18 protein-coding genes are annotated in these 21,772 nt (G+C 69.9%); 14 read left to right on the top strand and 4 right to left on the bottom strand.

Features of this window, described 5'->3' with window-relative positions; all coding sequences use genetic code 11:
• The first annotated feature begins 12 nt into the window (after positions 1-12).
• The 14 genes from AB0L75_RS22260 to recQ all read left to right on the top strand — a co-directional run bounded on the left by AB0L75_RS22260 (position 13) and on the right by recQ (position 17,789).
• On the top strand, positions 13-567 hold the full coding sequence (locus AB0L75_RS22260) for an NADH-quinone oxidoreductase subunit B family protein (protein WP_067299763.1): 555 nt from the start codon (positions 13-15) through the stop codon (positions 565-567).
• A complete protein-coding gene (locus AB0L75_RS22255; RefSeq protein WP_365183385.1) occupies positions 564-1,307 on the top strand; it encodes an NADH-quinone oxidoreductase subunit C in 744 nt (247 codons plus the stop codon). Before AB0L75_RS22260 ends, AB0L75_RS22255 begins: the two co-directional genes overlap by 4 nt.
• Positions 1,304-2,644: an NADH-quinone oxidoreductase subunit D gene (locus AB0L75_RS22250; protein ID WP_365183382.1), complete on the top strand. Its 1,341-nt coding sequence runs from the start codon at positions 1,304-1,306 to the stop codon at positions 2,642-2,644. Before AB0L75_RS22255 ends, AB0L75_RS22250 begins: the two co-directional genes overlap by 4 nt.
• Complete coding sequence (gene nuoE, locus AB0L75_RS22245) at positions 2,641-3,507, top strand: NADH-quinone oxidoreductase subunit NuoE (RefSeq protein WP_365183380.1); 867 nt, start codon at positions 2,641-2,643, stop codon at positions 3,505-3,507. Before AB0L75_RS22250 ends, nuoE begins: the two co-directional genes overlap by 4 nt.
• Positions 3,504-4,853 (top strand): NADH-quinone oxidoreductase subunit NuoF, encoded by a 1,350-nt coding sequence (nuoF, locus tag AB0L75_RS22240; protein ID WP_365183377.1) that lies wholly within the window; start codon positions 3,504-3,506, stop codon positions 4,851-4,853. The genes nuoE and nuoF overlap by 4 nt, the downstream gene beginning before the upstream one ends.
• On the top strand, positions 4,850-7,354 hold the full coding sequence (locus AB0L75_RS22235) for an NADH-quinone oxidoreductase subunit G (RefSeq protein ID WP_365183375.1): 2,505 nt from the start codon (positions 4,850-4,852) through the stop codon (positions 7,352-7,354). Before nuoF ends, AB0L75_RS22235 begins: the two co-directional genes overlap by 4 nt.
• The gene (nuoH, locus tag AB0L75_RS22230; RefSeq protein ID WP_365183372.1) at positions 7,351-8,715 is read left to right on the top strand and encodes an NADH-quinone oxidoreductase subunit NuoH; all 1,365 of its coding nucleotides are present in this window, start codon (positions 7,351-7,353) and stop codon (positions 8,713-8,715) included. The genes AB0L75_RS22235 and nuoH overlap by 4 nt, the downstream gene beginning before the upstream one ends.
• Positions 8,708-9,310 carry an NADH-quinone oxidoreductase subunit NuoI gene (gene nuoI, locus AB0L75_RS22225; RefSeq protein ID WP_365183370.1) on the top strand — a complete coding sequence of 201 codons (603 nt, stop codon included), beginning with the start codon at positions 8,708-8,710 and terminating at the stop codon, positions 9,308-9,310. The genes nuoH and nuoI overlap by 8 nt, the downstream gene beginning before the upstream one ends.
• The gene (locus AB0L75_RS22220) at positions 9,307-10,149 is read left to right on the top strand and encodes an NADH-quinone oxidoreductase subunit J (protein ID WP_365183367.1); all 843 of its coding nucleotides are present in this window, start codon (positions 9,307-9,309) and stop codon (positions 10,147-10,149) included. Before nuoI ends, AB0L75_RS22220 begins: the two co-directional genes overlap by 4 nt.
• Complete coding sequence (gene nuoK / locus AB0L75_RS22215; protein WP_023547474.1) at positions 10,146-10,445, top strand: NADH-quinone oxidoreductase subunit NuoK; 300 nt, start codon at positions 10,146-10,148, stop codon at positions 10,443-10,445. The genes AB0L75_RS22220 and nuoK overlap by 4 nt, the downstream gene beginning before the upstream one ends.
• A gap of 15 nt (positions 10,446-10,460) precedes the next feature.
• Positions 10,461-12,356: an NADH-quinone oxidoreductase subunit L gene (nuoL, locus tag AB0L75_RS22210; protein ID WP_365183364.1), complete on the top strand. Its 1,896-nt coding sequence runs from the start codon at positions 10,461-10,463 to the stop codon at positions 12,354-12,356.
• 5 nt (positions 12,357-12,361) lie between these two features.
• The gene (locus AB0L75_RS22205) at positions 12,362-13,933 is read left to right on the top strand and encodes an NADH-quinone oxidoreductase subunit M (RefSeq protein WP_365183361.1); all 1,572 of its coding nucleotides are present in this window, start codon (positions 12,362-12,364) and stop codon (positions 13,931-13,933) included.
• Positions 13,930-15,579 carry an NADH-quinone oxidoreductase subunit NuoN gene (gene nuoN / locus AB0L75_RS22200; protein ID WP_365183360.1) on the top strand — a complete coding sequence of 550 codons (1,650 nt, stop codon included), beginning with the start codon at positions 13,930-13,932 and terminating at the stop codon, positions 15,577-15,579. The genes AB0L75_RS22205 and nuoN overlap by 4 nt, the downstream gene beginning before the upstream one ends.
• Positions 15,580-15,806: 227 nt before the next feature.
• Positions 15,807-17,789: a DNA helicase RecQ gene (gene recQ / locus AB0L75_RS22195; protein ID WP_365183357.1), complete on the top strand. Its 1,983-nt coding sequence runs from the start codon at positions 15,807-15,809 to the stop codon at positions 17,787-17,789.
• A gap of 171 nt (positions 17,790-17,960) precedes the next feature.
• On the opposite strand, the gene AB0L75_RS22190 is transcribed toward recQ, so the two are convergent.
• The 4 genes from AB0L75_RS22190 to fahA all read right to left on the bottom strand — a co-directional run bounded on the left by AB0L75_RS22190 (position 17,961) and on the right by fahA (position 21,622).
• Positions 17,961-18,899: a M56 family metallopeptidase gene (locus AB0L75_RS22190; protein WP_365183355.1), complete on the bottom strand. Its 939-nt coding sequence runs from the start codon at positions 18,897-18,899 to the stop codon at positions 17,961-17,963.
• Between the two features lie 204 nt (positions 18,900-19,103).
• Positions 19,104-19,490 carry a GntR family transcriptional regulator gene (locus AB0L75_RS22185; protein WP_365183352.1) on the bottom strand — a complete coding sequence of 129 codons (387 nt, stop codon included), beginning with the start codon at positions 19,488-19,490 and terminating at the stop codon, positions 19,104-19,106.
• The gene (locus tag AB0L75_RS22180; protein WP_365183350.1) at positions 19,487-20,266 is read right to left on the bottom strand and encodes a hypothetical protein; all 780 of its coding nucleotides are present in this window, start codon (positions 20,264-20,266) and stop codon (positions 19,487-19,489) included. Before AB0L75_RS22180 ends, AB0L75_RS22185 begins: the two co-directional genes overlap by 4 nt.
• Positions 20,267-20,404: 138 nt before the next feature.
• Positions 20,405-21,622 carry a fumarylacetoacetase gene (gene fahA, locus AB0L75_RS22175; RefSeq protein ID WP_365183347.1) on the bottom strand — a complete coding sequence of 406 codons (1,218 nt, stop codon included), beginning with the start codon at positions 21,620-21,622 and terminating at the stop codon, positions 20,405-20,407.
• Positions 21,623-21,772: the final 150 nt, after the last annotated feature.

Raw genomic sequence — 21,772 nt, 5'->3', positions numbered from 1 at the left:
GGGCCTTTAGTCATGGGACTCGAAGAAAAGCTGCCGAGCGGCTTCCTGCTGACCACCGTCGAGCAGGCCGCGGGCTGGGTGCGCAAGGCGTCCGTCTTCCCCGCCACCTTCGGCCTCGCCTGCTGCGCCATCGAGATGATGACCACCGGCGCCGGCCGTTACGACCTGGCGCGCTTCGGCATGGAGGTCTTCCGCGGCTCGCCACGCCAGGCGGACCTGATGATCGTCGCCGGCCGGGTCAGTCAGAAGATGGCGCCGGTGCTGCGGCAGGTCTACGACCAGATGCCCAACCCGAAATGGGTGATCTCGATGGGCGTCTGCGCCTCCTCGGGCGGCATGTTCAACAACTACGCCATCGTCCAGGGCGTCGACCACATCGTCCCGGTCGACATCTACCTGCCGGGCTGCCCGCCCCGCCCCGAGATGCTGATGGACGCGATCCTCAAGCTCCATCACAAGATCCAGACCTCCAAGCTCGGCGTCAACGCCGAGGAGGCCGCCCGCGAGGCGGAGGAGGCGGCGCTCAAGGCCCTGCCCACGATCGAGATGAAGGGGCTGCTGCAGTGAGCGACGCGAACGGCACCAACGGGGTCAATCCGGAGAAGGACCTCGGCGTCTCCAACCTCCCCGGCCAGCGCGGCGAGGGCGGCGAGGAGATCCGCGTCCAGCGCGGCATGTTCGGCGCCACCAACGGCGGCGACACCTCCGGCTACGGCGGCCTGGTCCGCTCGGTCCGACTCCCGGGACCCGCGACCCGCCCCTACGGCGGCTGGTTCGACGAGGTCGCCGACGAACTGGAAGGCGCCCTGGAGGAACAGGGACTCCTCCCGGAGAACGCCGTCGAGAAGACGGTCGTCGACCGGGGCGAGATCACCTTCCACATCGAACGCGAACACCTGGTCCGCGTCGCCCGCACCCTGCGCGACGACCCGGCCCTGCGCTTCGAACTGTGCACCGGCGTCAGCGGCGTCCACTACCCGCACGACAAGGGCCGCGAGCTGCACGCCGTCCTCCACCTGCGCTCGATCACCCACAACCGGCTGATCCGCCTCGAAGTCAGCGCCCCCGACAGCGACCCGCACATCCCGTCGCTGGTCTCCGTCTATCCGACGAACGACTGGCACGAGCGCGAGACCTACGACTTCTTCGGAATCGTCTTCGACGGTCACCCGGCGCTGACGCGGATCATGATGCCGGACGACTGGCAGGGCCACCCGCAGCGCAAGGACTACCCGCTCGGCGGCATCCCCGTCGAGTACAAGGGCGCCCAGATCCCGGCTCCGGACCAGCGGAGGTCGTACTCGTGAGCACGCAGTCAGCATCCGCGGCCGACGCCGCCTCGGCCCGCGAGACCACCGAGGGCACCGTATATACGGTCACCGGCGGAGACTGGGACGAGGTCGTCCAGTCCGCGACCCGCGCCGACGACGAACGCATCGTCGTCAACATGGGTCCCCAGCACCCCTCCACCCACGGAGTGCTCCGCCTGATCCTGGAGATCGAGGGCGAGACCGTCACCGAGGCCCGCTGCGGCATCGGCTATCTGCACACCGGCATCGAGAAGAACCTCGAGTTCCGCACGTGGACGCAGGGCACCACCTTCGTCACGCGCATGGACTACCTGACGTCCTTCTTCAACGAGACCGCCTACTGCCTCGCCGTCGAGAAACTCCTCGGCATCGAGGACCAGATCACCGAACGCGCCAAGATCATCCGGGTGCTCCTGATGGAGCTGAACCGCATGTCCTCCCACCTGGTGTGCATCGCCACCGGCGGCATGGAACTCGGCGCCACCACGATCATGATCTACGGCTTCCGTGATCGTGAAATGATTCTCGACCTCTACGAGCTGATCACCGGCCTGCGGATGAACCACGCGTACATCCGCCCCGGCGGACTCGCCCAGGACCTGCCGCCCGGCGCGGTGGACCAGATCCGCGAGTTCGTGAAGAAGATGAAGAAGAACCTCCCGGAGTACGACAAGCTCGCCACCGGGAACCCGATCTTCAAGGCCCGCATGCAGGACATCGGCTACCTCGACCTGGCCGGCTGCATGGCCCTCGGCGCCACCGGCCCGATCCTGCGCTCCGCCGGCCTGCCGCACGACCTGCGCAAGGCACAGCCGTACTGCGACTACGAGACGTACGACTTCGACATCCCGACCGCCGACTCCTGCGACTCCTACGGCCGCTTCCTGGTCCGCCTGGAGGAGATGCGCCAGTCGCTCAGGATCGTCGAGCAGTGCCTGGACCGGCTCGCGCCCGGCCCGGTCATGGTCGCCGACAAGAAGATCGCCTGGCCCGCCCAGCTCGCCCTGGGGCCGGACGGGCTCGGCAACTCCCTCGACCACATCAAGAAGATCATGGGCACCTCCATGGAAGCCCTGATCCACCACTTCAAGCTCGTCACCGAGGGCTTCCGCGTCCCGCCGGGACAGGCGTACGCGGCCGTCGAGTCCCCCAAGGGCGAACTCGGCGTACACGCCGTCTCCGACGGCGGCACCCGCCCCTACCGGGTCCACTTCCGCGACCCGTCCTTCACCAACCTGCAGGCCATGGCGGCGATGTGCGAAGGCGGCCAGGTCGCCGACGTCATCGTCGCCGTCGCGTCCATCGACCCCGTGATGGGAGGCGTCGACCGGTGACCACCTCTTCTTCGGAGCGGGGCGTCAGCCTGGGCATGCCCGAACTGCCCGCGCCCGCATACCCGGACGACGTCCGGGCCCGGCTGGAGGCGGACGCGCGCGATGTCATCGCGCGCTACCCGGACTCCCGGTCCGCCCTGCTCCCGCTGCTCCACCTCGTGCAGTCGGAGGAGGGGCATGTCACGCGCACCGGAATGCGGTTCTGTGCGGACATGCTGGACCTGACCACGGCCGAGGTCACCGCCGTCGCCACCTTCTACACCATGTACCGGCGGGGGCCGTCCGGTGACTACCAGGTCGGCGTGTGCACCAACACCCTGTGCGCGGTGATGGGCGGAGACGCGATCTTCGAGACCCTCCAGGAACACCTGGGCGTCGGCAACGGCGAGACCACCGACGACGGCAAGGTCACCCTGGAGCACATCGAGTGCAACGCGGCCTGCGACTACGCGCCGGTCGTGATGGTCAACTGGGAGTTCTTCGACAACCAGACGCCCGGCAGCGCCAGGCAACTGGTCGACGATCTGCGTGCGGGACGGCCCGTACAGCCCACGCGCGGGGCGCGGCTGTGCACGTTCAAGGAGACCGCGCGGATGCTGGCCGGCTTCCCCGACGAGCGGCCCGGGGCCGTCGAGGAGGGCGGCAGTGCGGGACCCGCGTCGCTGGTGGGCCTTCGCCTGGCAAGGGGAGAGGCCGCACCCGCGCGCGTGGTCCATCCGCGCGGAGGTCCGCATGAGGAAGCGCAGGACAGGGTGCACGAGCCGTCCCCGGCCGAGCACCTCAGCTCCCATGACGCGCCGCACGAGACATCGGTCTCCGACCCTGAGCACCCGGCAGGGCCTACCGCCGAGGAGGGGGAGTGATGACCGTGGCAGCCGAACTCAAGGACACGAGCCCCGAGAAACTGCTCGCACCCGTGCTGTCGGCCTTCTGGGACGAGGACCGGTCCTGGACTCTGGACGTCTACCGGAGGCACGAGGGGTACGAGGGGCTCCGCAAGGCGCTCGCCATGTCACCGGACGACGTGATCGCGTACGTCAAGGACTCCGGGCTGCGCGGCCGCGGCGGCGCGGGATTCCCGACCGGAATGAAGTGGCAGTTCATTCCGCAGGGGGATGGAAAACCGCACTATCTAGTTGTCAACGCCGACGAGTCGGAGCCCGGGACGTGCAAGGACATCCCGCTCCTCTTCGCGAACCCGCATAGCCTCATCGAGGGCATGATCATCGCGTGTTATGCCATCAGGTCGTCGCATGCCTTCATCTATCTGCGTGGTGAAGTCGTCCCCGTTCTGCGGCGGTTGCACGAGGCCGTGCGCGAGGCCTACGCGGCGGGGTACCTCGGCGAGAACATCCTGGGCAGTGGGCTCGACCTCCATCTCACCGTGCACGCGGGCGCCGGCGCGTACATCTGCGGTGAGGAGACCGCACTGCTCGACTCGCTCGAAGGCCGCCGTGGTCAACCGCGGCTCCGTCCCCCCTTCCCTGCTGTCGAAGGGCTCTATGCCTGCCCGACTGTTGTGAACAACGTCGAGTCGATCGCGTCGGTTCCCGCCATCCTGCAAAACGGGAAAGATTGGTTCAGGTCGATGGGCAGCGAAAAGTCCCCGGGCTTCACGCTCTACTCGCTCAGCGGCCACGTCGCGAGCCCCGGCCAGTACGAGGCCCCGCTCGGCATCACCCTGCGCCAGCTCCTCGACATGAGCGGCGGCATGCGGTCCGGCCACCGCCTGAAGTTCTGGACGCCCGGCGGCTCCTCGACACCGATGTTCACCGACGAGCACCTCGACGTCCCTCTCGATTACGAAGGAGTGGGCGCCGCCGGTTCCATGCTCGGCACCAAAGCCCTGCAGTGCTTCGACGAGACGACCTGCGTGGTGCGGGCGGTGACCCGCTGGACCGAGTTCTACGCCCATGAGTCCTGCGGCAAGTGCACGCCCTGCCGCGAAGGGACGTACTGGCTCGTGCAGTTGCTGCGGGACATCGAGGCCGGCAAGGGCACCATGTCCGACCTCGACAAGCTCGCCGACATCGCCGACAACATCAACGGCAAGTCCTTCTGCGCCCTCGGCGACGGCGCCGCGTCCCCGATCTTCTCCTCGCTGAAGTACTTCCGCGAGGAGTACGAGCAGCACATCACGGGCCGGGGCTGCCCCTTCGACCCGGCCAAGTCGACGGCCTGGGCGGACCGCCCGGAGGTGAACGCATGACCGTGACCACCAGCGCCCCCACCGGAGGGGGCCAGGCGGCGGTCCCGCCGGAAGACCTCGTCACGCTGACGATCGACGGCATCGAGATCAGCGTGCCCAAGGGCACCCTGGTCATCCGGGCCGCCGAGCAGCTCGGCATCGAGGTCCCCCGGTTCTGCGACCACCCCCTGCTCGACCCCGCCGGAGCCTGCCGGCAGTGCATCGTCGAGGTCGAGGGCCAGCGCAAGCCGATGGCGTCCTGCACCATCACCTGCACCGACGGCATGGTGGTGAAGACCCAGCTCACCTCACCGGTCGCCGAGAAGGCCCAGCACGGCGTGATGGAGCTGCTGCTCATCAACCACCCGCTGGACTGCCCGGTCTGCGACAAGGGCGGCGAGTGCCCGCTGCAGAACCAGGCCATGTCGCACGGCAACGCCGAATCCCGCTTCGACGGCAAGAAGCGCACCTACGAAAAGCCCGTACCGATCTCCACCCAGGTGCTGCTCGACCGCGAACGGTGCGTGCTCTGCGCCCGCTGCACCCGGTTCTCCAACCAGATCGCGGGCGACCCGATGATCGAGCTGATCGAGCGGGGCGCGCTCCAGCAGGTCGGCACCGGCGAGGGCGACCCGTTCGAGTCGTACTTCTCCGGCAACACCATCCAGATCTGCCCGGTCGGCGCTCTGACCTCGGCGGCCTACCGCTTCCGCTCCCGTCCCTTCGACCTCATCTCCTCGCCGTCGGTCTGCGAGCACTGCTCCGGAGGCTGCGCCACCCGCACCGACCACCGGCGCGGCAAGGTCATGCGGCGGCTCGCCGCCAACGACCCCGAGGTCAATGAGGAGTGGATCTGCGACAAGGGACGCTTCGCGTTCCGGTACGCGCAGCTCAAGGACCGCCTCGACACCCCGCTCGTCCGCAGCGCCGACGGTGTCCTGGAACCCGCCTCCTGGCCTCGGGCGCTGGAGGCGGCCGCACGCGGACTGAGCGCTGCCCGCTCCCGGGCCGGAGTCCTGATCGGCGGGCGGCTGACCGTCGAGGACGCCTACGCGTACAGCAAGTTCGCGCGCGTGGCGCTCGACACGAACGACATCGACTTCCGCGCGCGCGTGCACAGCGGCGAGGAAGCCGACTTCCTGGCGTCCCGGGTGGCAGGCCGCGGCCGTGACCTCGACGGTACGGGCGTCACGTACACCTCCCTGGAGAAGGCGCCCGCCGTCCTGCTGGTCGGCATCGAGTCGGAGGAGGAGGCGCCCGGCGTCTTCCTGCGGCTGCGCAAGGCCTGGCGCAAGCACAAGCAGCAGGTGTTCGCGCTGGCCACGCACGCGACCCGGGGCCTTCAGAAGGCGGGCGGCACCCTGCTGCCGGCCGCGCCCGGTACGGAGACCGAGTGGCTGGACGCCCTCGCCAGCGGCGTCGGCCTGGAGGAACCCGGTACCCGGGCCGCGGAGGCGCTGCGCACCGAAGGCGCGGTCATCGTCGTCGGCGAGCGGCTCGCCTCGGTCGCCGGCGGCCTCACCGCCGCCGTACGCGCCGCCACCGCGACCGGCGCCCAGCTGGTGTGGATCCCGCGCCGGGCCGGCGAGCGTGGCGCCGTCGAGGTCGGTGCGCTGCCGTCGCTGCTGCCGGGCGGCCGCCCGGCGACCGACCCGCGCGCGCGGGAGGAGGTCGCCGCCGCCTGGGGACTCGCCGAACTCCCGCTGCACTACGGCCGCGACACCCACCACATCGTCGAAGCCGCCGCCACCGGCGAACTGTCGGCACTCGTCGTCGCCGGGGTCGAGGTCGCCGACCTGCCCGATCCGGCACGCGCGCGTGAAGCACTCGACAGCGTCGGCTTCCTGGTGTCGCTGGAACTGCGGCCCAGCGAGGTCACCGAACACGCCCACGTCGTCCTTCCGGTCGCCGCGGTCGCGGAGAAGGCGGGCACCTTCCTCAACTGGGAAGGCCGGGTGCGTTTCTTCGACGCCGCGCTCAAGCCCGACCAGATGACCCGGCGCCTGGCACCGACCGACGCGCGCGTGCTGCAGATGCTGGCCGACGCCATGGACGTCCACCTGGGCCTACCGGACCTGCGCACCACGCGCACGGAGATCGACCGGCTCGGCTCCTGGGACGGCCCGCGCGGTGCTGAGCCCCAGGAGTTCGCGGGCGCGCTGCCCCGCCCGGCTGCCGGCGAGGCCGTGCTCTCCGGGCACCGCCTGCTGCTCGACCAGGGTGTCCTGCAGGAGGGCGACGAGGCGCTCGCCGGCACCCGGCACGCCGCCCACGCGCGCGTGTCCGTCGCGACGGCTCGCGAGGCGGGCGTCGAGGACGGTGACGCCCTCGCCGTCACCGGCCCCGCCGGCACCGTCGAACTCCCGCTGAAGATCACCGAGATGCCCGACCGGGTGGTCTGGCTCCCGCTGAACTCCGTCGGCGCGGGCGTCGCCTCCGACACCGGGGCACGCCCCGGCTCACTCGTCCGCATCGGCCCGGCGGCACCCGCCGAACAGGCCCCCAAGGAGGTGGAGGCATGAGCCCGTACCTCGCAGCTGAAGACCTCTCGATGTTCGGCCGCGACCCCTGGTGGCTGGTCGTCATCAAGGCCGTGTTCTGCTTCGCCTTCCTGATGGTGACCGTTCTGTTCTCCATCGTCTGGGAGCGCAAGGTCGTCGCCTGGATGCAGCTGCGCATCGGCCCCAACCGGCACGGCCCCTGGGGCATGCTCCAGTCGCTCGCCGACGGCGTGAAGCTGATGCTCAAGGAAGACATCATCGTCAAGCGCGCGGACAAGGTGGTGTACGTCCTCGCGCCGATCGTCGCGGCCATCCCGGCCTTCATGGCGATCGCGGTGATCCCCTTCGGCCCCGCCGGCAACGAGATCTCGATCTTCGGCCACCGCACCACGATGCAGCTCACCGACCTTCCGATCGCGATGCTCTACATCCTCGCGGTCGCCTCCGTCGGCATCTACGGCATCGTCCTCGCGGGTTGGAGTTCCGGATCCACCTACCCGCTCCTCGGCGGCCTGCGCTCCTGCGCGCAGATGATCTCCTACGAGATCGCCATGGGCGCCGCGTTCGCCTCCGTGTTCCTGTACTCGGGGTCGATGTCGACGTCCAGGATCGTGGAGCAGCAGCACGACCGCTGGTACATCCTGCTGCTGCCGGTCTCCTTCATCCTCTACATCGTCACGATGGTCGGCGAGACCAACCGCGCCCCCTTCGACATGCCGGAGTCCGAGGGCGACCTGGTCGGCGGCTTCAACACCGAGTACTCGTCCATCAAGTTCGCGATGTTCATGCTCGCCGAGTACGTGAACATGGTGACGGTCTCGGCCGTGTCGACCACCCTGTTCCTCGGCGGCTGGCGCGCCCCTTGGCCGATCAGCTCCTTCTGGGCGGGCGCGAACCACGGCTGGTGGCCGCTGCTCTGGTTCGTCATCAAGGTCCAGCTGCTGCTGTTCTTCTTCATCTGGCTGCGCGGCACGCTCCCGCGGGTCCGCTACGACCAGCTGATGAAGCTCGGCTGGAAGGTCCTCATCCCGGTCTCCGTGACCTGGCTGATGCTGGTGGCGACCGTACGGGCCCTGCGCAACGAGCACTACGACTTCGCCGACATCGCCCTCTATGTGGGCGGCGGAGTCCTGGCGCTGCTGCTGATCTCCTTCGTCGCCGACATGTTCCGGGAGAAGGCCCAGGCGGCCGAGCGGGCCACCGCCGAGGAGGCCGGATTCGACCCCATGGCCGGCGGGTTCCCGGTACCGCCGCTGCCCGGACAGGAGCTGCCGCCGGTGCCGAGGCGCCGCCCCCGCCGCGAGCGGGAGCTGATTGTCAGTGGTGGGCCGGACACTGTCAGTGACGGATCTTCGGATGGAAAGGAGGCGTCCGATGACTGAGGAGCCCAAGGAGACCAAGCCCGGTTTCCAGAACCCCGTGGCCGGCTTCGGCGTGACCTTCAAGGCCATGTTCAAGAAGCGGCTGACCGAGCAGTACCCGGAGCAGAAGAAGACCACGGCTCCGCGGTTCCACGGACGGCACCAGCTCAACCGCCATCCGGACGGCTTGGAGAAGTGCGTCGGCTGCGAGCTGTGCGCCTGGGCCTGCCCCGCCGACGCCATCTACGTGGAGGGCGCAGACAACACCGACGAGGAACGCTACTCGCCGGGCGAGCGGTACGGCCGCGTGTACCAGATCAACTACGCCCGCTGCATCCTGTGCGGCCTGTGCATCGAGGCGTGCCCCACGCGCGCGCTGACGATGACCAACGAGTTCGAACTGGCCGACTCCAGCCGCGCCAACCTCATCTACACCAAGGAACAGCTCCTCGCCGGCCTCGAGGACGGCATGGTCGACACGCCCCACGCGATCTTCCCGGGGACGGACGAGCAGGACTACTACCGGGGCCTGGTGACGCAGGCCGCGCCCGGCACCGTCCGCCAGGTCGCCGTCTCCAAGGGCGAGACCCCTGAGGACGAGGAGGTGGACGCATGAGCCCGCAGCTCGCCGCCTACACCACCTCCACCGGTGAGGCCTTCCAGTTCTGGGTCCTCGGCACGGTCGCGGTGATCGGCGCCCTGTGCACCGTCTTCATGAAGAAGGCCGTGCACAGCGCGCTCTGCCTCGCCGGGACGATGATCGTCCTGGCGGTGTTCTACCTCGCCAACGGCGCCTATTTCCTGGGCATCGTGCAGATCGTCGTCTACACCGGCGCGATCATGATGCTGTTCCTGTTCGTGGTGATGCTCGTCGGCGTCACGGCCGCGGACTCCTTGAAGGAGACCATCAAGGGCCAGCGCTGGCTGGCCCTTGTGTGTGGGGTCGGCTTCGGCGTCCTGCTGCTCACCGGCATCGCGAACGCCTCCCTGAAGGACTTCAACGGCACCGGCCGGGCGAACGCGAACGGCAATGTGGAGGGCCTCGCCTCCCTCATCTTCACCAAGTACGTCTTCGCCTTCGAAATCACCGGTGCCCTGCTGATCACGGCCGCCGTCGGCGCCATGGTGCTCACCCACCGCGAGCGCACCGAGCGCGCCAAGACCCAGCGCGAGCTGGCCGAACAGCGCGTCCGCGAAGGCAAGCACGTCCCGCCGCTGCCCGCCCCCGGCGTCTACGCCCGGCACAACGCCGTGGACATCGCGGGCCTGCTCCCCGACGGCACCCCGTCCGAGCTGACCGTCAACAAGACGCTGCGTGAGCGCGGCCAGATCCGTGACGTGGCCGCCGAGGCACTGAGCGACCTGCGGGCGCTGGAGCAGCGAGCGGAGGAACGCCTGGAGCGCACGGAGACCGAACCGGCGACGTTCAAGCGGCCCAAGGAGGCGTCGAAGTGAACCCGGTCAACTACCTCTACCTCGCCGCCCTGTTGTTCACGATCGGCGCGACCGGCGTCCTGATCCGGCGCAACGCCATCGTGGTCTTCATGTGCATCGAGCTGATGCTGAACGCCTGCAACCTCGCGTTCGTCACCTTCTCCCGGATGCACGGCAACCTCGACGGCCAGATCATCGCCTTCTTCACGATGGTCGTCGCCGCTGCGGAGGTCGTGGTGGGCCTCGCGATCATCGTGTCGCTGTTCCGTACCCGCCACTCGGCCTCGGTCGACGACGCCAGCCTGATGAAGCTGTAAGGGGTCGGAAGAATCGTGGAGAACCTGATCGCGCTGCTCATCGCGGCGCCCCTGCTCGGAGCGGCCGTCCTCCTGGTCGGCGGCCGGCGCCTCGACCGCGTCGGCCACTGGATCGGCACGCTTCTGTCGGCCGCCTCGTTCCTGTTCGGCCTGATCCTCTTCGCCGACCTGCTCGGCAAGAACGCCGAACACCGCACGCTCATCAAGCACCTGTTCAGCTGGGTTCCGGTGGCCGGCTTCCAGGCGGACGTCACCTTCCGCCTGGACCAGCTGTCGATGACGTTCGTCCTGCTCATCACGGGCGTCGGCTCGCTGATCCACCTGTACTCGGTCGGCTACATGGAGCACGACGAGCGCCGCCGTCGCTTCTTCGGCTACCTGAACCTGTTCCTCGCGGCCATGCTGCTGCTCGTCCTCGCCGACAACTACCTGCTGCTGTACGTCGGCTGGGAGGGCGTCGGTCTCGCCTCGTACCTGCTGATCGGCTTCTGGCAGCACAAGCCCAGCGCCGCCACGGCCGCCAAGAAGGCCTTCCTGGTCAACCGCGTCGGCGACATGGGCCTGTCGATCGCGATCATGCTGATGTTCGCGACGTACGGGACATTCGCCTTCGGCCCGGTCCTCGGCCACGCGACCGAGGCCTCCGAGGGCAAGCTCACCGCCATCGGCCTGATGCTGCTGCTCGCCGCCTGCGGCAAGTCCGCCCAGGTGCCGCTGCAGTCCTGGCTCGGCGACGCCATGGAGGGCCCGACTCCGGTCTCGGCCCTGATCCACGCGGCGACCATGGTGACCGCGGGCGTGTACCTCATTGTCCGCTCCGGAGCGGTCTTCAACGCGGCCCCGGACGCCCAGCTCGCCGTCACGGTCGTCGGCGCGGTCACGCTCCTCTTCGGTGCGATCGTCGGTTGCGCCAAGGACGACATCAAGAAGGCGCTGGCCGGGTCGACCATGTCGCAGATCGGCTACATGGTGCTGGCCGCGGGCCTCGGCCCCATCGGCTACGTCTTCGCGATCATGCACCTGGTGACGCACGGCTTCTTCAAGGCCGGCCTGTTCCTCGGCGCCGGATCCGTCATGCACGGCATGAACGACGAGGTCGACATGCGCAAGTACGGCGGCCTGCGCACGTACATGCCGGTCACCTTCGTCACCTTCGGCCTCGGCTACCTCGCCATCATCGGCTTCCCGGGCCTGTCCGGCTTCTTCTCCAAGGACAAGATCATCGAGGCGGCCTTCGCCAAGGGCGGCACCGAGGGCTGGATCCTCGGCGGCGCGGCCCTGCTGGGCGCGGCCATCACCGCCTTCTACATGACGCGCGTGATGCTGATGACGTTCTTCGGCGAGAAGCGCTGGCAGCCCGACGAGAACGGCAATGAGCCGCACCCGCACGAGTCCCCGAGGGTCATGACGATCCCGATGATCGTGCTGGCCGTCGGATCGGTCCTCGCCGGTGGCTTCTTCAGCATCGGCGACCGCTTCCTGCACTGGCTGGAGCCGGTCACCGGACACAGCGAGGGCCACTCCCCGGTCAGCGCCTGGACGGTCACCGGCGCGACCATGGTGTGCCTGCTCATCGGTGTCGGCATCGCCTGGGCCCAGTACGGCCGCAAGGCGGTCCCCGTTGTCGCCCCGCGCGGCTCGCTGCTCACCCGCGCGGCCCGCCGCGACCTGCTCCAGGACGACTTCAATCATGTCGTCCTGGTGCGCGGCGGCGAACACCTGACGCGCTCCCTGGTGTACGTCGACCACACTCTGGTCGACGGTGTCGTCAACGGCACGGCGGCCGGCTTCGGCGGCCTGTCCGGGCGGCTCCGCCGGCTCCAGAACGGCTTCGCCCGCTCCTACGCGGTCTCGATGTTCGGCGGCGCGGCACTCCTGGTCGCCGCGACCCTGCTGATGAGGGCGGTCTGATACCGATGTCCTTTCCTCTGCTGACAGCGACAGCGGCGCTCCCGGCCGCAGGGGCCGTCGTCACGGCCGCCGTACCGGCCGCGCAGCGCACCGCCGCCAAGTGGCTGGCGCTGCTCGTCTCGCTCGCCACGCTCGCCCTGGCGATCACGATCCTGGTCCGCTTCACCCCGAACGGCGCCCGCTACCAGCTCACCGAATCCCACGCCTGGATCAAGGACTTCGGGGTGCGGTACGAGTTGGGTGTCGACGGCATCGCGGTGGCCCTGATCGCGCTGACCGCCGTACTGATCCCGTTCATCATCCTCGCCGGCTGGCATGACGCCGACCCGCTGGAGACCGGCAGCCGGCGCTGGCGGCCCACCCAGGGCTTCTTCGCGCTGATCCTGGCCGTCGAGGCGATGGTCCTGATCTCCTTCGAGGCCACCGACGTCTTCCTCTTCTACATCTTCTTCGAAGCCATGCTCATCCCGATGTACTTCCTCATCGGCGGCTTCGGAGACCGCGCCCACGCGCAGGGCGAGAAGGCGGCATCGACACAGCGGTCGTACGCGGCGGTGAAGTTCCTGCTCTACAACCTGGTCGGCGGCCTGATCATGCTGGCCGCCGTGATCGGCGTCTACGTAGTGGCTGGGAACTTCAGCCTCCAGGAGATCGCACAGGCCCGCGCCAACGGCTCGCTGCACATGGCGACGAGCACCGAACGCTGGCTGTTCCTCGGCTTCTTCTTCGCTTTCGCGGTGAAGGCGCCGCTGTGGCCGCTGCACACCTGGCTGCCCAACGCAATGCAGGAGTCCACCGCCCCGGTCGCCGTCCTCATCACCGCGGTCGTCGACAAGGTGGGCACCTTCGCGATGCTCCGCTTCTGCCTCCAGCTGTTCCCTCAGGCCAGCAAGTGGGCGACGCCCGTCATCCTCGTACTGGCGCTGATCAGCATTGTCTACGGCGCGCTGCTCGCCGTCGGCCAGCGGGACATCAAGCGCCTGGTGGCGTACGCGTCGATCTCCCACTTCGGCTTCATCGTCATGGGCATCTTCGCGATGACCAGCCAGGGCCAGTCCGGCGCGACGCTCTACATGGTCAACCACGGCATCTCCACGGCCGCGCTGATGCTGGTCGCCGGATTCCTGATCTCCCGGCGCGGCTCGCGGCTGATCGCCGACTACGGAGGCGTGCAGAAAGTCGCCCCGGTGCTCGCCGGCACCTTCCTGATCGGCGGCCTCGCCACCCTGTCCCTGCCCGGACTCGCCCCGTTCGTGAGCGAGTTCCTCGTCCTGGTCGGCACGTTCACGCGCTATCCGGTGATCGGCGTCATCGCCACCTTCGGCATCGTCCTCGCCGCGCTCTACACCCTCGTCCTGTACCAGCGGACGATGACGGGCCCGGTGAAGCCCGAGGTCTCGGCGATGCCCGACCTCCGCGCGCGTGAACTCGTGGTCGTCGCCCCGCTGATCGTGCTGCTGATCTTCCTGGGCGTCTACCCGAAGCCCGTCACGGACATCGTCAACCCGGCGGTCAAGCAGACGATGTCCGACGTACACAAGACCGATCCCAAGCCCTCGGTGGAGGCGGCCAAGTGAGCACAACAGCCGTCCACAGCCTGTGGACAACCGCGGCCGACCCGATCTCGAAGATCCCGGCACCGAAGATCGAATACGGGCAATTGTCGCCGACGCTGATCGTCGCCGGTGCCGCGCTGATCGGGGTGCTGATCGAGGCGTTCCTCCCGCGCAAGGCCCGTTACTACGCCCAGGTGTTCGTGTCCGTCGTCGCGTTGTGCGCCGCGTTCGCCGCGGTCGTCGCGCTCGCGTCCGACGGCTACGGCACCACGAAGGCGCACATCGCGGCGATGGGCGCGATCGCGGTCGACGGGCCGTCCTTGTTCCTCCAGGGCACGATCCTGCTGGCCGGTCTGGTCGGCCTGTTCACCTTCGCCGAGCGGCGCCTGGACCCGGCCGCGCACGGCAACCGCGTCGACTCCTTCGCCGCGCAGGCCGCCTCCGTACCGGGCAGCGACAGCGAGAAAGCGGCGGTCAAGGCCGGTTTCACCACGACAGAGGTCTTCCCCCTCCTCCTCTTCGCGATCGCCGGCATGCTGGTGTTTCCCTCGGCCAACGACCTGCTGACGCTGTTCGTGGCCCTGGAGGTCTTCTCCCTGCCGCTGTACCTGATGTGCGCGCTGGCCCGCCGCAAGCGGCTGATGTCGCAGGAAGCCGCGGTCAAGTACTTCCTGCTCGGCGCGTTCGCCTTGGCCTTCACACTGTTCGGCATCGCCCTGCTGTACGGCTACGCGGGCTCGGTGTCGTACGCGCGCATCGCCGAGGTCGTCGACGGCACGGTCACCAATGTCGACCCGGCGCTGGCCAACACCATGGGCAACGACGCACTGCTGCTGCTCGGCAGCGCCCTGATCGTGATGGGCCTGCTGTTCAAGGTGGGTGCGGTGCCGTTCCACATGTGGACGCCGGATGTCTACCAGGGCGCGCCGACACCCGTGACCGGCTTCATGGCGGCGGCGACGAAGGTGGCCGCGTTCGGCGCGCTGCTGCGCCTGCTGTACGTCGTCCTGCCCGGGATGCGCTGGGACTGGCGGCCGGTCATGTGGGCGGTGGCGATCATCACCATGCTCGGCGGTGCGATCGTCGCGATCACGCAGACCGACATCAAGCGGCTGCTGGCGTACTCGTCCATCGCGCACGCCGGATTCATCCTCGCGGGTGTCATCGCCACGTCGAAGGACGGCGTCTCGTCGGTCCTCTTCTACCTGGCCGGCTACTCCTTCGTGACGATCGGCGCCTTCGCGGTGGTCACGCTGGTGCGCGACGCGGGTGGCGAGGCGACCCACCTGTCGAAGTGGGCGGGTCTCGGCCGCCGCTCCCCACTGGTGGCCGCGGTCTTCGCCGTATTCCTCCTGGCCTTCGCGGGCATCCCCCTCACCTCAGGATTCGCGGGGAAGTTCGCCGTGTTCAAGGCGGCGGCGGACGGCGGTGCGGCCCCGCTGGTCGTGGTCGGTGTGATCTCCTCGGCGATCGCCGCGTTCTTCTACATCCGCGTGATCGTGCTGATGTTCTTCAGCGAGCCGAGCCCGGAGGGCCCGACCGTGGCCGTGCCGTCCCCGCTGACCATGGCGGCGATCGCCGTGGGCGTCGCGGTGACCCTGGTGCTCGGCGTGGCCCCGCAGTACTTCCTGAACCTGGCGAGCCAGGCGGGAGTCTTCGTGCGCTGACACCCCCTAGCGCATGCCGCTGCCCGGCACCCTCGGTCAGAAGACGGGTGCCGGGCAGCGGCATGTGCGGCCAAGCCGCGCCCCCCGGTCGGTTCCTTCAGGTAAGTGTCCGGTCACGCAGGAGAACGGGCCGGCCCATGGATAACTCCGTGGCTGTCGGTCCGTACCCCTATCGTGGATGCAGCGGTCGAGAGACGACACACGGGGGACCGACGGGGGACAGGACGATGGGTGCGACGGGCGGGATCAGTGAGATGCCACAGGTGACCGAGGGGCCGGGAGCGGCCGACAGCGAGGCGCTGGCCACGCTGCACCGGGTCTTCGGATACGACGTTTTCCGGGGCGAGCAGGAAGCGATCATCGAGCATGTGGTGACGGGCGGAGACGCCGTCGTCCTCATGCCGACCGGCGGCGGCAAGTCGCTGTGCTACCAGATCCCGGCCCTGGTCAGAGCCGGTACGGGCGTGGTGATCTCCCCGCTGATCGCCCTGATGCAGGACCAGGTGGACGCCCTGCGCGCCCTGGGCGTGCGGGCCGGTTTCATCAACTCCACGCAGGACTTCGACGAGCGGCGCATGGTCGAGGCCGAATTCCTGGCCGGCGAGCTGGACCTGTTGTACCTGGCACCCGAGCGGCTGCGCCTGGACACCACGCTCGACCTGCTCTCGCGCGGCAAGATCTCCGTCTTCGCGATCGACGAGGCGCACTGCGTGTCCCAGTGGGGCCACGATTTCCGCCCCGACTATCTCGCCCTGTCCCTCCTGGGCGAGCGCTGGCCCGATGTCCCGCGGATCGCCCTCACCGCCACGGCCACTGACGCCACGCACCAGGAGATCATCCAGCGGCTGAACCTGCCGGCGGCGCGCCACTTCGTCGCCAGCTTCGACCGGCCCAACATCCAGTACCGGATCGTTCCCAAGGCCGACCCCAAGAAGCAGCTGCTCGCCTTCCTCAGGGACGAGCACGCGGGTGACGCCGGCATCGTCTACTGCCTGTCGCGCAACTCGGTGGAGCGGACGGCGGAGTTCCTGACCGCCAACGGCATCGAGGCGGTGCCGTACCACGCGGGCCTGGACGGGGGCATGCGTGCCGCGCACCAGTCCCGGTTCCTGCGCGAGGAGGGCCTGGTCGTGGTGGCGACGATCGCCTTCGGCATGGGCATCGACAAGCCGGACGTGCGCTTCGTCGCCCACCTGGACCTGCCCAAGTCCATCGAGGGCTACTACCAGGAGACCGGCCGCGCGGGCCGCGACGGACTGCCGTCCACGGCCTGGATGGCGTACGGCCTGAACGACGTCATACAACAGCGCAAGCTGATCCAGTCCGGCGAGGGCGACGAGGCGTTCCGCCGCCGCGCCGCCGCCCACCTCGACGCCATGCTCGCGCTGTGCGAGACGGCCCAGTGCCGCCGCGGCCAGCTGCTCGCCTACTTCGGCCAGGACCCCGATGCCACGGGCTGCGGCAACTGCGACACCTGCCTCAACCCGCCGGAGACGTGGGACGGCACGGTCGCCGCGCAGAAGGTCCTGTCGACGGTGGTACGGCTGCAGCGGGAGCGCGGGCAGAAGTTCGGCGCCGTGCAGATCGTCGACATCCTGCTCGGCAAGCGCACCGGCAAGGTCATCCAGTTCGACCACGACCAGCTGTCCGTCTTCGGTATCGGAACGGACCTCGCCGAGGCCGAGTGGCGGGGCGTCGTCCGGCAGCTGCTGGCGCAGGGACTGCTCGCGGTGGAGGGGGAGTACGGCACCCTGGTGCTCACCGAGGCGAGCGGCTCCGTACTGCGGCGCGAGCGGGAGGTGCCGCTGCGCAAGGAGCCGAAGAAGCCGGCCGCCTCCCGGTCGCGCTCGACCGGCGCCTCCGGCGGGGACCGCAAGGCCAAGGCCGCCGTGACCGAGCTGCCCGAGGAACTGCTGCCCGCCTTCGAGGCACTGCGCGCCTGGCGTGCCGAGCAGGCCCGCGAGCAGGGCGTGCCCGCGTACGTCATCTTCCATGACGCCACCCTGCGGGAGATCGTCAGCCGTCGTCCCGGTTCGGTGCGCGAGCTGGGCACGGTGAGCGGTGTCGGCGAGAAGAAGCTGGTGACGTACGGGGAGGGCGTGCTCGCCGTGCTGGCCTCCCTGGACGGGCCCGCCCCGGCCGCCGGTGATGTGCAGGACAGCGACTGGCCGGAGCCGGACGTGGAGCCGGAGCCCGACGACTGGATATAGACGGCCGGCCATAGCGGTCCGGTCCGGGGCGATGCGGGGGATCGTCACAGTCCTGGAGACCGCGCCGCGTAGGCCCTGACGTCCGGGTCGGAGTCCGCCGCGGCGGCGACGGTGGTCGCGGCACCCTGACCGGTGTGGTCGTGGCGGGAAGGTCTGTCACCGGCGGGCCGGTCAGGACAGTGCCGTCAGCCCCGGAGCGAACGTGATCAGGAGCGGCAGCAGCGGCACCAGGGCGGCCACCGTCGTCGTCAGGGCCCGGTGCCGGCGCAGCAGCCGCGGTGGCGGCTCCAGCAGGCGGTCCACGCGTTCGCCGAGGAGGCGTCGGCTGGAGGCGCAGGACAGGACGCCCCGGTGCTGGTTCAGCTCGATCAGCGCGAGGGCCGTGGTGAGGTGTCCGCAGCGCCGGGACGCCGTGTCGTCCGCGGCCAGCTCGACCAGGCGGTGTGTCTGGTCGCAGAAGTGCGCGAACAGCGGCACGCGCGGGAAGCCCGTGGCGAGCGCGGTGGACAGATGCAGCAGCCAGTCGTGGTGGGCGCGCGCGTGCCCGCGCTCGTGGGTGAGGACGGCGTCCAGCTGGTGGTCGGTGAGGCGGTGCAGCGCCCCCGTCGTGACGACCAGCTGCGGCGGGTGTCCGGGCATCCACCAGGCGTCCGGGTATTCGTCCTCCAGCACCAGCATGGGGCCGCGCGCCGCCGGCAGCCCGGCCGGCAGGTCGGGAGCGCGCTCGCGCAGCTGCGCGCGGGCCTGGCCGCGGCTGCGGCGGGCCTCGACGATTTCCCGGGCCAGCATCGCCGTCGTCCAGGCCGCCCCGCAGGCCAGCAGCACCGTGAGGGTGGCGGCCCACATCGGTGTGGAGGTGAGGTCGTAGGCGGCGGTGACGGAGGGCGGCGCGGGGGCGAACACGCGGTCGCGGACGGTGTGGAAGACAGCCGCCGTGCCCAGGATCAGTGCGGCCAGGCAGCACAGCAGGACGGTGGCGACCAGGCACTGCCACACCCACAGCGCGACCACCGGTTCCCGCTCGGTCCAGGCGGCACGGGTCAGTGCACGCGGTGCCGGCAGGGCGGCTGTCAGGGCGACGACGCTCAGCAGGAGCAGGCAGACGGTCATGCCGGGGCTCCGGTTCCTGGTCGGAGAGTTGCGCGGGTGGCGGGTGGTGCGGGGCGATGCGCCGAGGGCGCGTCGCGTGGTGCGTGTCCGCCCAGTATGACGGTGCGGGGCGTCATGAGTCAGGTCTCGGCGCTGATCCGTTCCGCGGTTCCGCCGCCTCGCTCCGCGCCAGGCCCGGCTTGCCCGCCCCCGGGAGCGGAAGCCTCAGGCCTCCCGCTCCCGCAGGGCTTGCCGTACGGCCTCCAGGATGTGGTCCTCGCCGAACCCCAGGGCCACCGCCCAGGCCACGAAGTCCCTGGTTCCGTCCGCGAGTTCCGCGGCCTCGCGGCGGTGGGCGCCCGGTGGCGGGGGAGCCACCCGGGTGCCCGCGCCGCGCCGGGTCCGGATCAGGGACGCCGCCTCCAGTTCGCGGTAGGCACGGGCCACGGTGCCCGCCGCCAGGCCCAGGTCCGCGGCCAGCTGCCGTACGGTCGGCAGCCTCTCGCCCTCGGCCAGCCGTCCGCTGCTGATCAGGGCGGCGAGCTGGGCGCGGATCTGCTCGTAGGGCGGGACGGGACTGGTCGTGTCGACCCGGACGGCGGCGCCGCTCACCGGCGCACCCCTCGGTCCGCCCGCAAGGGCCGTCCTGCTCGGGGCGAGCAGAGGGTGAAGAGCAGCCATGGGGCGGTCACCAGTGAGACCAGGGCCAACGGCACCAGGAACGCATTCGCCACGGTCCCCGCTGCCCCGTCGCAGGTCACGCTGAACAGCGAGGCCGAGGCCGTCGCGGCGGCGCCCAGCAGCGAGGTGGAGACGACGATCCCCCAGGCGGCCACGATCGCCAGCGAGCGGTCGCGGCGGGACTGCTCGTCGCCGGGCCGGGTGGCGATCCGCCGCAGGGACCAGCCGCACGCGCCCGTGGCGACGGCGAGGGAGGTCAGCATCGGCAGGCCGTAGTACAGGCCGGGCCAGGGACCGTGTGCCTGGGTCATCCCGTCGCAGGTCAGGGTGAGTTGACGGCCCGCCCGCCCCAGGTCGTCCGGCGAGGCCACCGCGCCCGCCGTCGCCAGCAGCGCCACCAGGGCGGCCGCGAGGACCGCCAGCAGCAGGGTCATCCGGGGCGGTACGTAGTCGCGGACCCGGCGCGGTGCGAGCCCGGCCGTGCGGACGGCTCCCCGGGCCGGTGCGGTCAGCGCGTCGCCGGCCAGGACGCCGGCGACCGCGCTCAGGCCGAATGCCGGGACGGCGTACAGCGCGCCGTCGCCGTGGTCGAGCGCGGACAGCCAGCAGGCCGCCAGGGCGCCCGTGGCGACCCCCGTCCAGCGGGCGTAGCGGTCGACCGGCCCCCGGGAGGCGGTCGATGGGGCGGTCATGTCGAGATCGGTCATGGAGGTCCCCCGTGGAAGCACGACTTGTACTCACCACTTGTATCAAGCGGTGAGTACAAGGTGCTCGCCAAGGCGGACTTGTGTCAACTCCTTGTTACAAGGTGGGGCTCGCTCCGAGAGCGTTCGGTCCGATACCGCTCACTTCGTCACGACTCGTCCGCTGACCTCTCCCAGCCCGACACGGCGGCCGTCCGCCCCGGGAGCCCAGGCCGACAGGGTCACCACGTCGCCGTCCTCCAGGAAGGCCCGCTTGCCGTCGGGGAGTTCGAGGGGGTCGCGGCCGTTCCAGGTCAGCTCCAGCAGAGAGCCGCGCTGCCGCTCCTCGGGGCCGCTGACCGTGCCCGAGCCGTACAGGTCGCCGGTGCGCAGCGACGCGCCGTTGACGGTCATGTGGGCGAGCTGCTGGGCGGCGGTCCAGTACATGGTCGAAAAGGGCGGCTCGGAGACGACATGGCCGTTGATCGCGACGGAGATGCGCAGGTCGTAGCCGCCGGGCTCGATGCCGGGCGCGGCGTCGTCCAGATAGGGCAGCAGCGGGTGCGTGCGCTCCGGAGGCGCCACGCGCGCGTGCTCCAGCGCTTCCAGCGGGGTGATCCACGCCGACACCGAGGTGGCGAAGGACTTCCCGAGGAAGGGGCCGAGCGGGACGTACTCCCAGGCCTGGATGTCCCGCGCGGACCAGTCGTTCAGGAGGCAGAGGCCGAACACGTGGTCGCGGAAGCCGGCCAGCGCGACCGGGCTGCCCAGTTCGGACGGGACGCCCACGACGAAGCCGACCTCGGCCTCGATGTCCAGCCGGACCGACGGGCCGAAGACGGGTGCCGGGTCGGTGGGGGCCTTGCGCTGCCCGGACGGCCGTGCGACGTCGGTGCCGGAGACGACCACCGTGCCGGAGCGGCCGTGGTAGCCGATCGGCAGGTGCTTCCAGTTCGGGGTGAGGGAGTCCTCGGCGTCCGGGCGGAAGATCTGGCCGACGTTTCGCGCGTGGTTCTCCGAGGCGTAGAAGTCGACGTAGTCCGCCACCTCGAAGGGCAGGTGCAGGGTCACCTCGGACAGGTGACGGAACAACGGCTCGATCGCCTCGTGGTGCGCGGGGTCCGTGATCCAGGAGGTGATCGCGCGCCGCACGTCCGACCAGACCGGGCGGCCGGCGGCGAGCAGCGAGTTGAGGGTGGGCCGCGCGAGCAGCGAGTGGTACGGCGAGCCGAGGGAGGCGGCCGCGGCGCCCGCGTCGAGGACGTGGTCCCCGAACCGGACACCGACCCTCCGTTCCGTGCTGCCGGACGGCGAGAACACGCCATAGGGAAGGTTGTGCGGTCCGAAGGGGTCGCCCTCGGGGACGTCGAAGGGGGGCATGGGGTGCTGCCTCACTCTCATCCGGGCCGTGCACGGCGCTGTATTGCATGTGGTCGCGCCACACGTTACGGCCGGGATGCGTGTCTTGGGCAGTGCACCGAGAGGCGTCTCCAGGGGTGTCCGAAAGGCGTGCGTAGAAGAGGCTTCGAA

It is taken from the genome of Streptomyces sp. NPDC052101 (genome assembly GCF_040680235.1).
Classification (GTDB): domain Bacteria; phylum Actinomycetota; class Actinomycetes; order Streptomycetales; family Streptomycetaceae; genus Streptomyces.
Note: the sequence above shows the minus strand (reverse complement) of the source record. Positions and strands in the feature narration are given on the sequence as shown.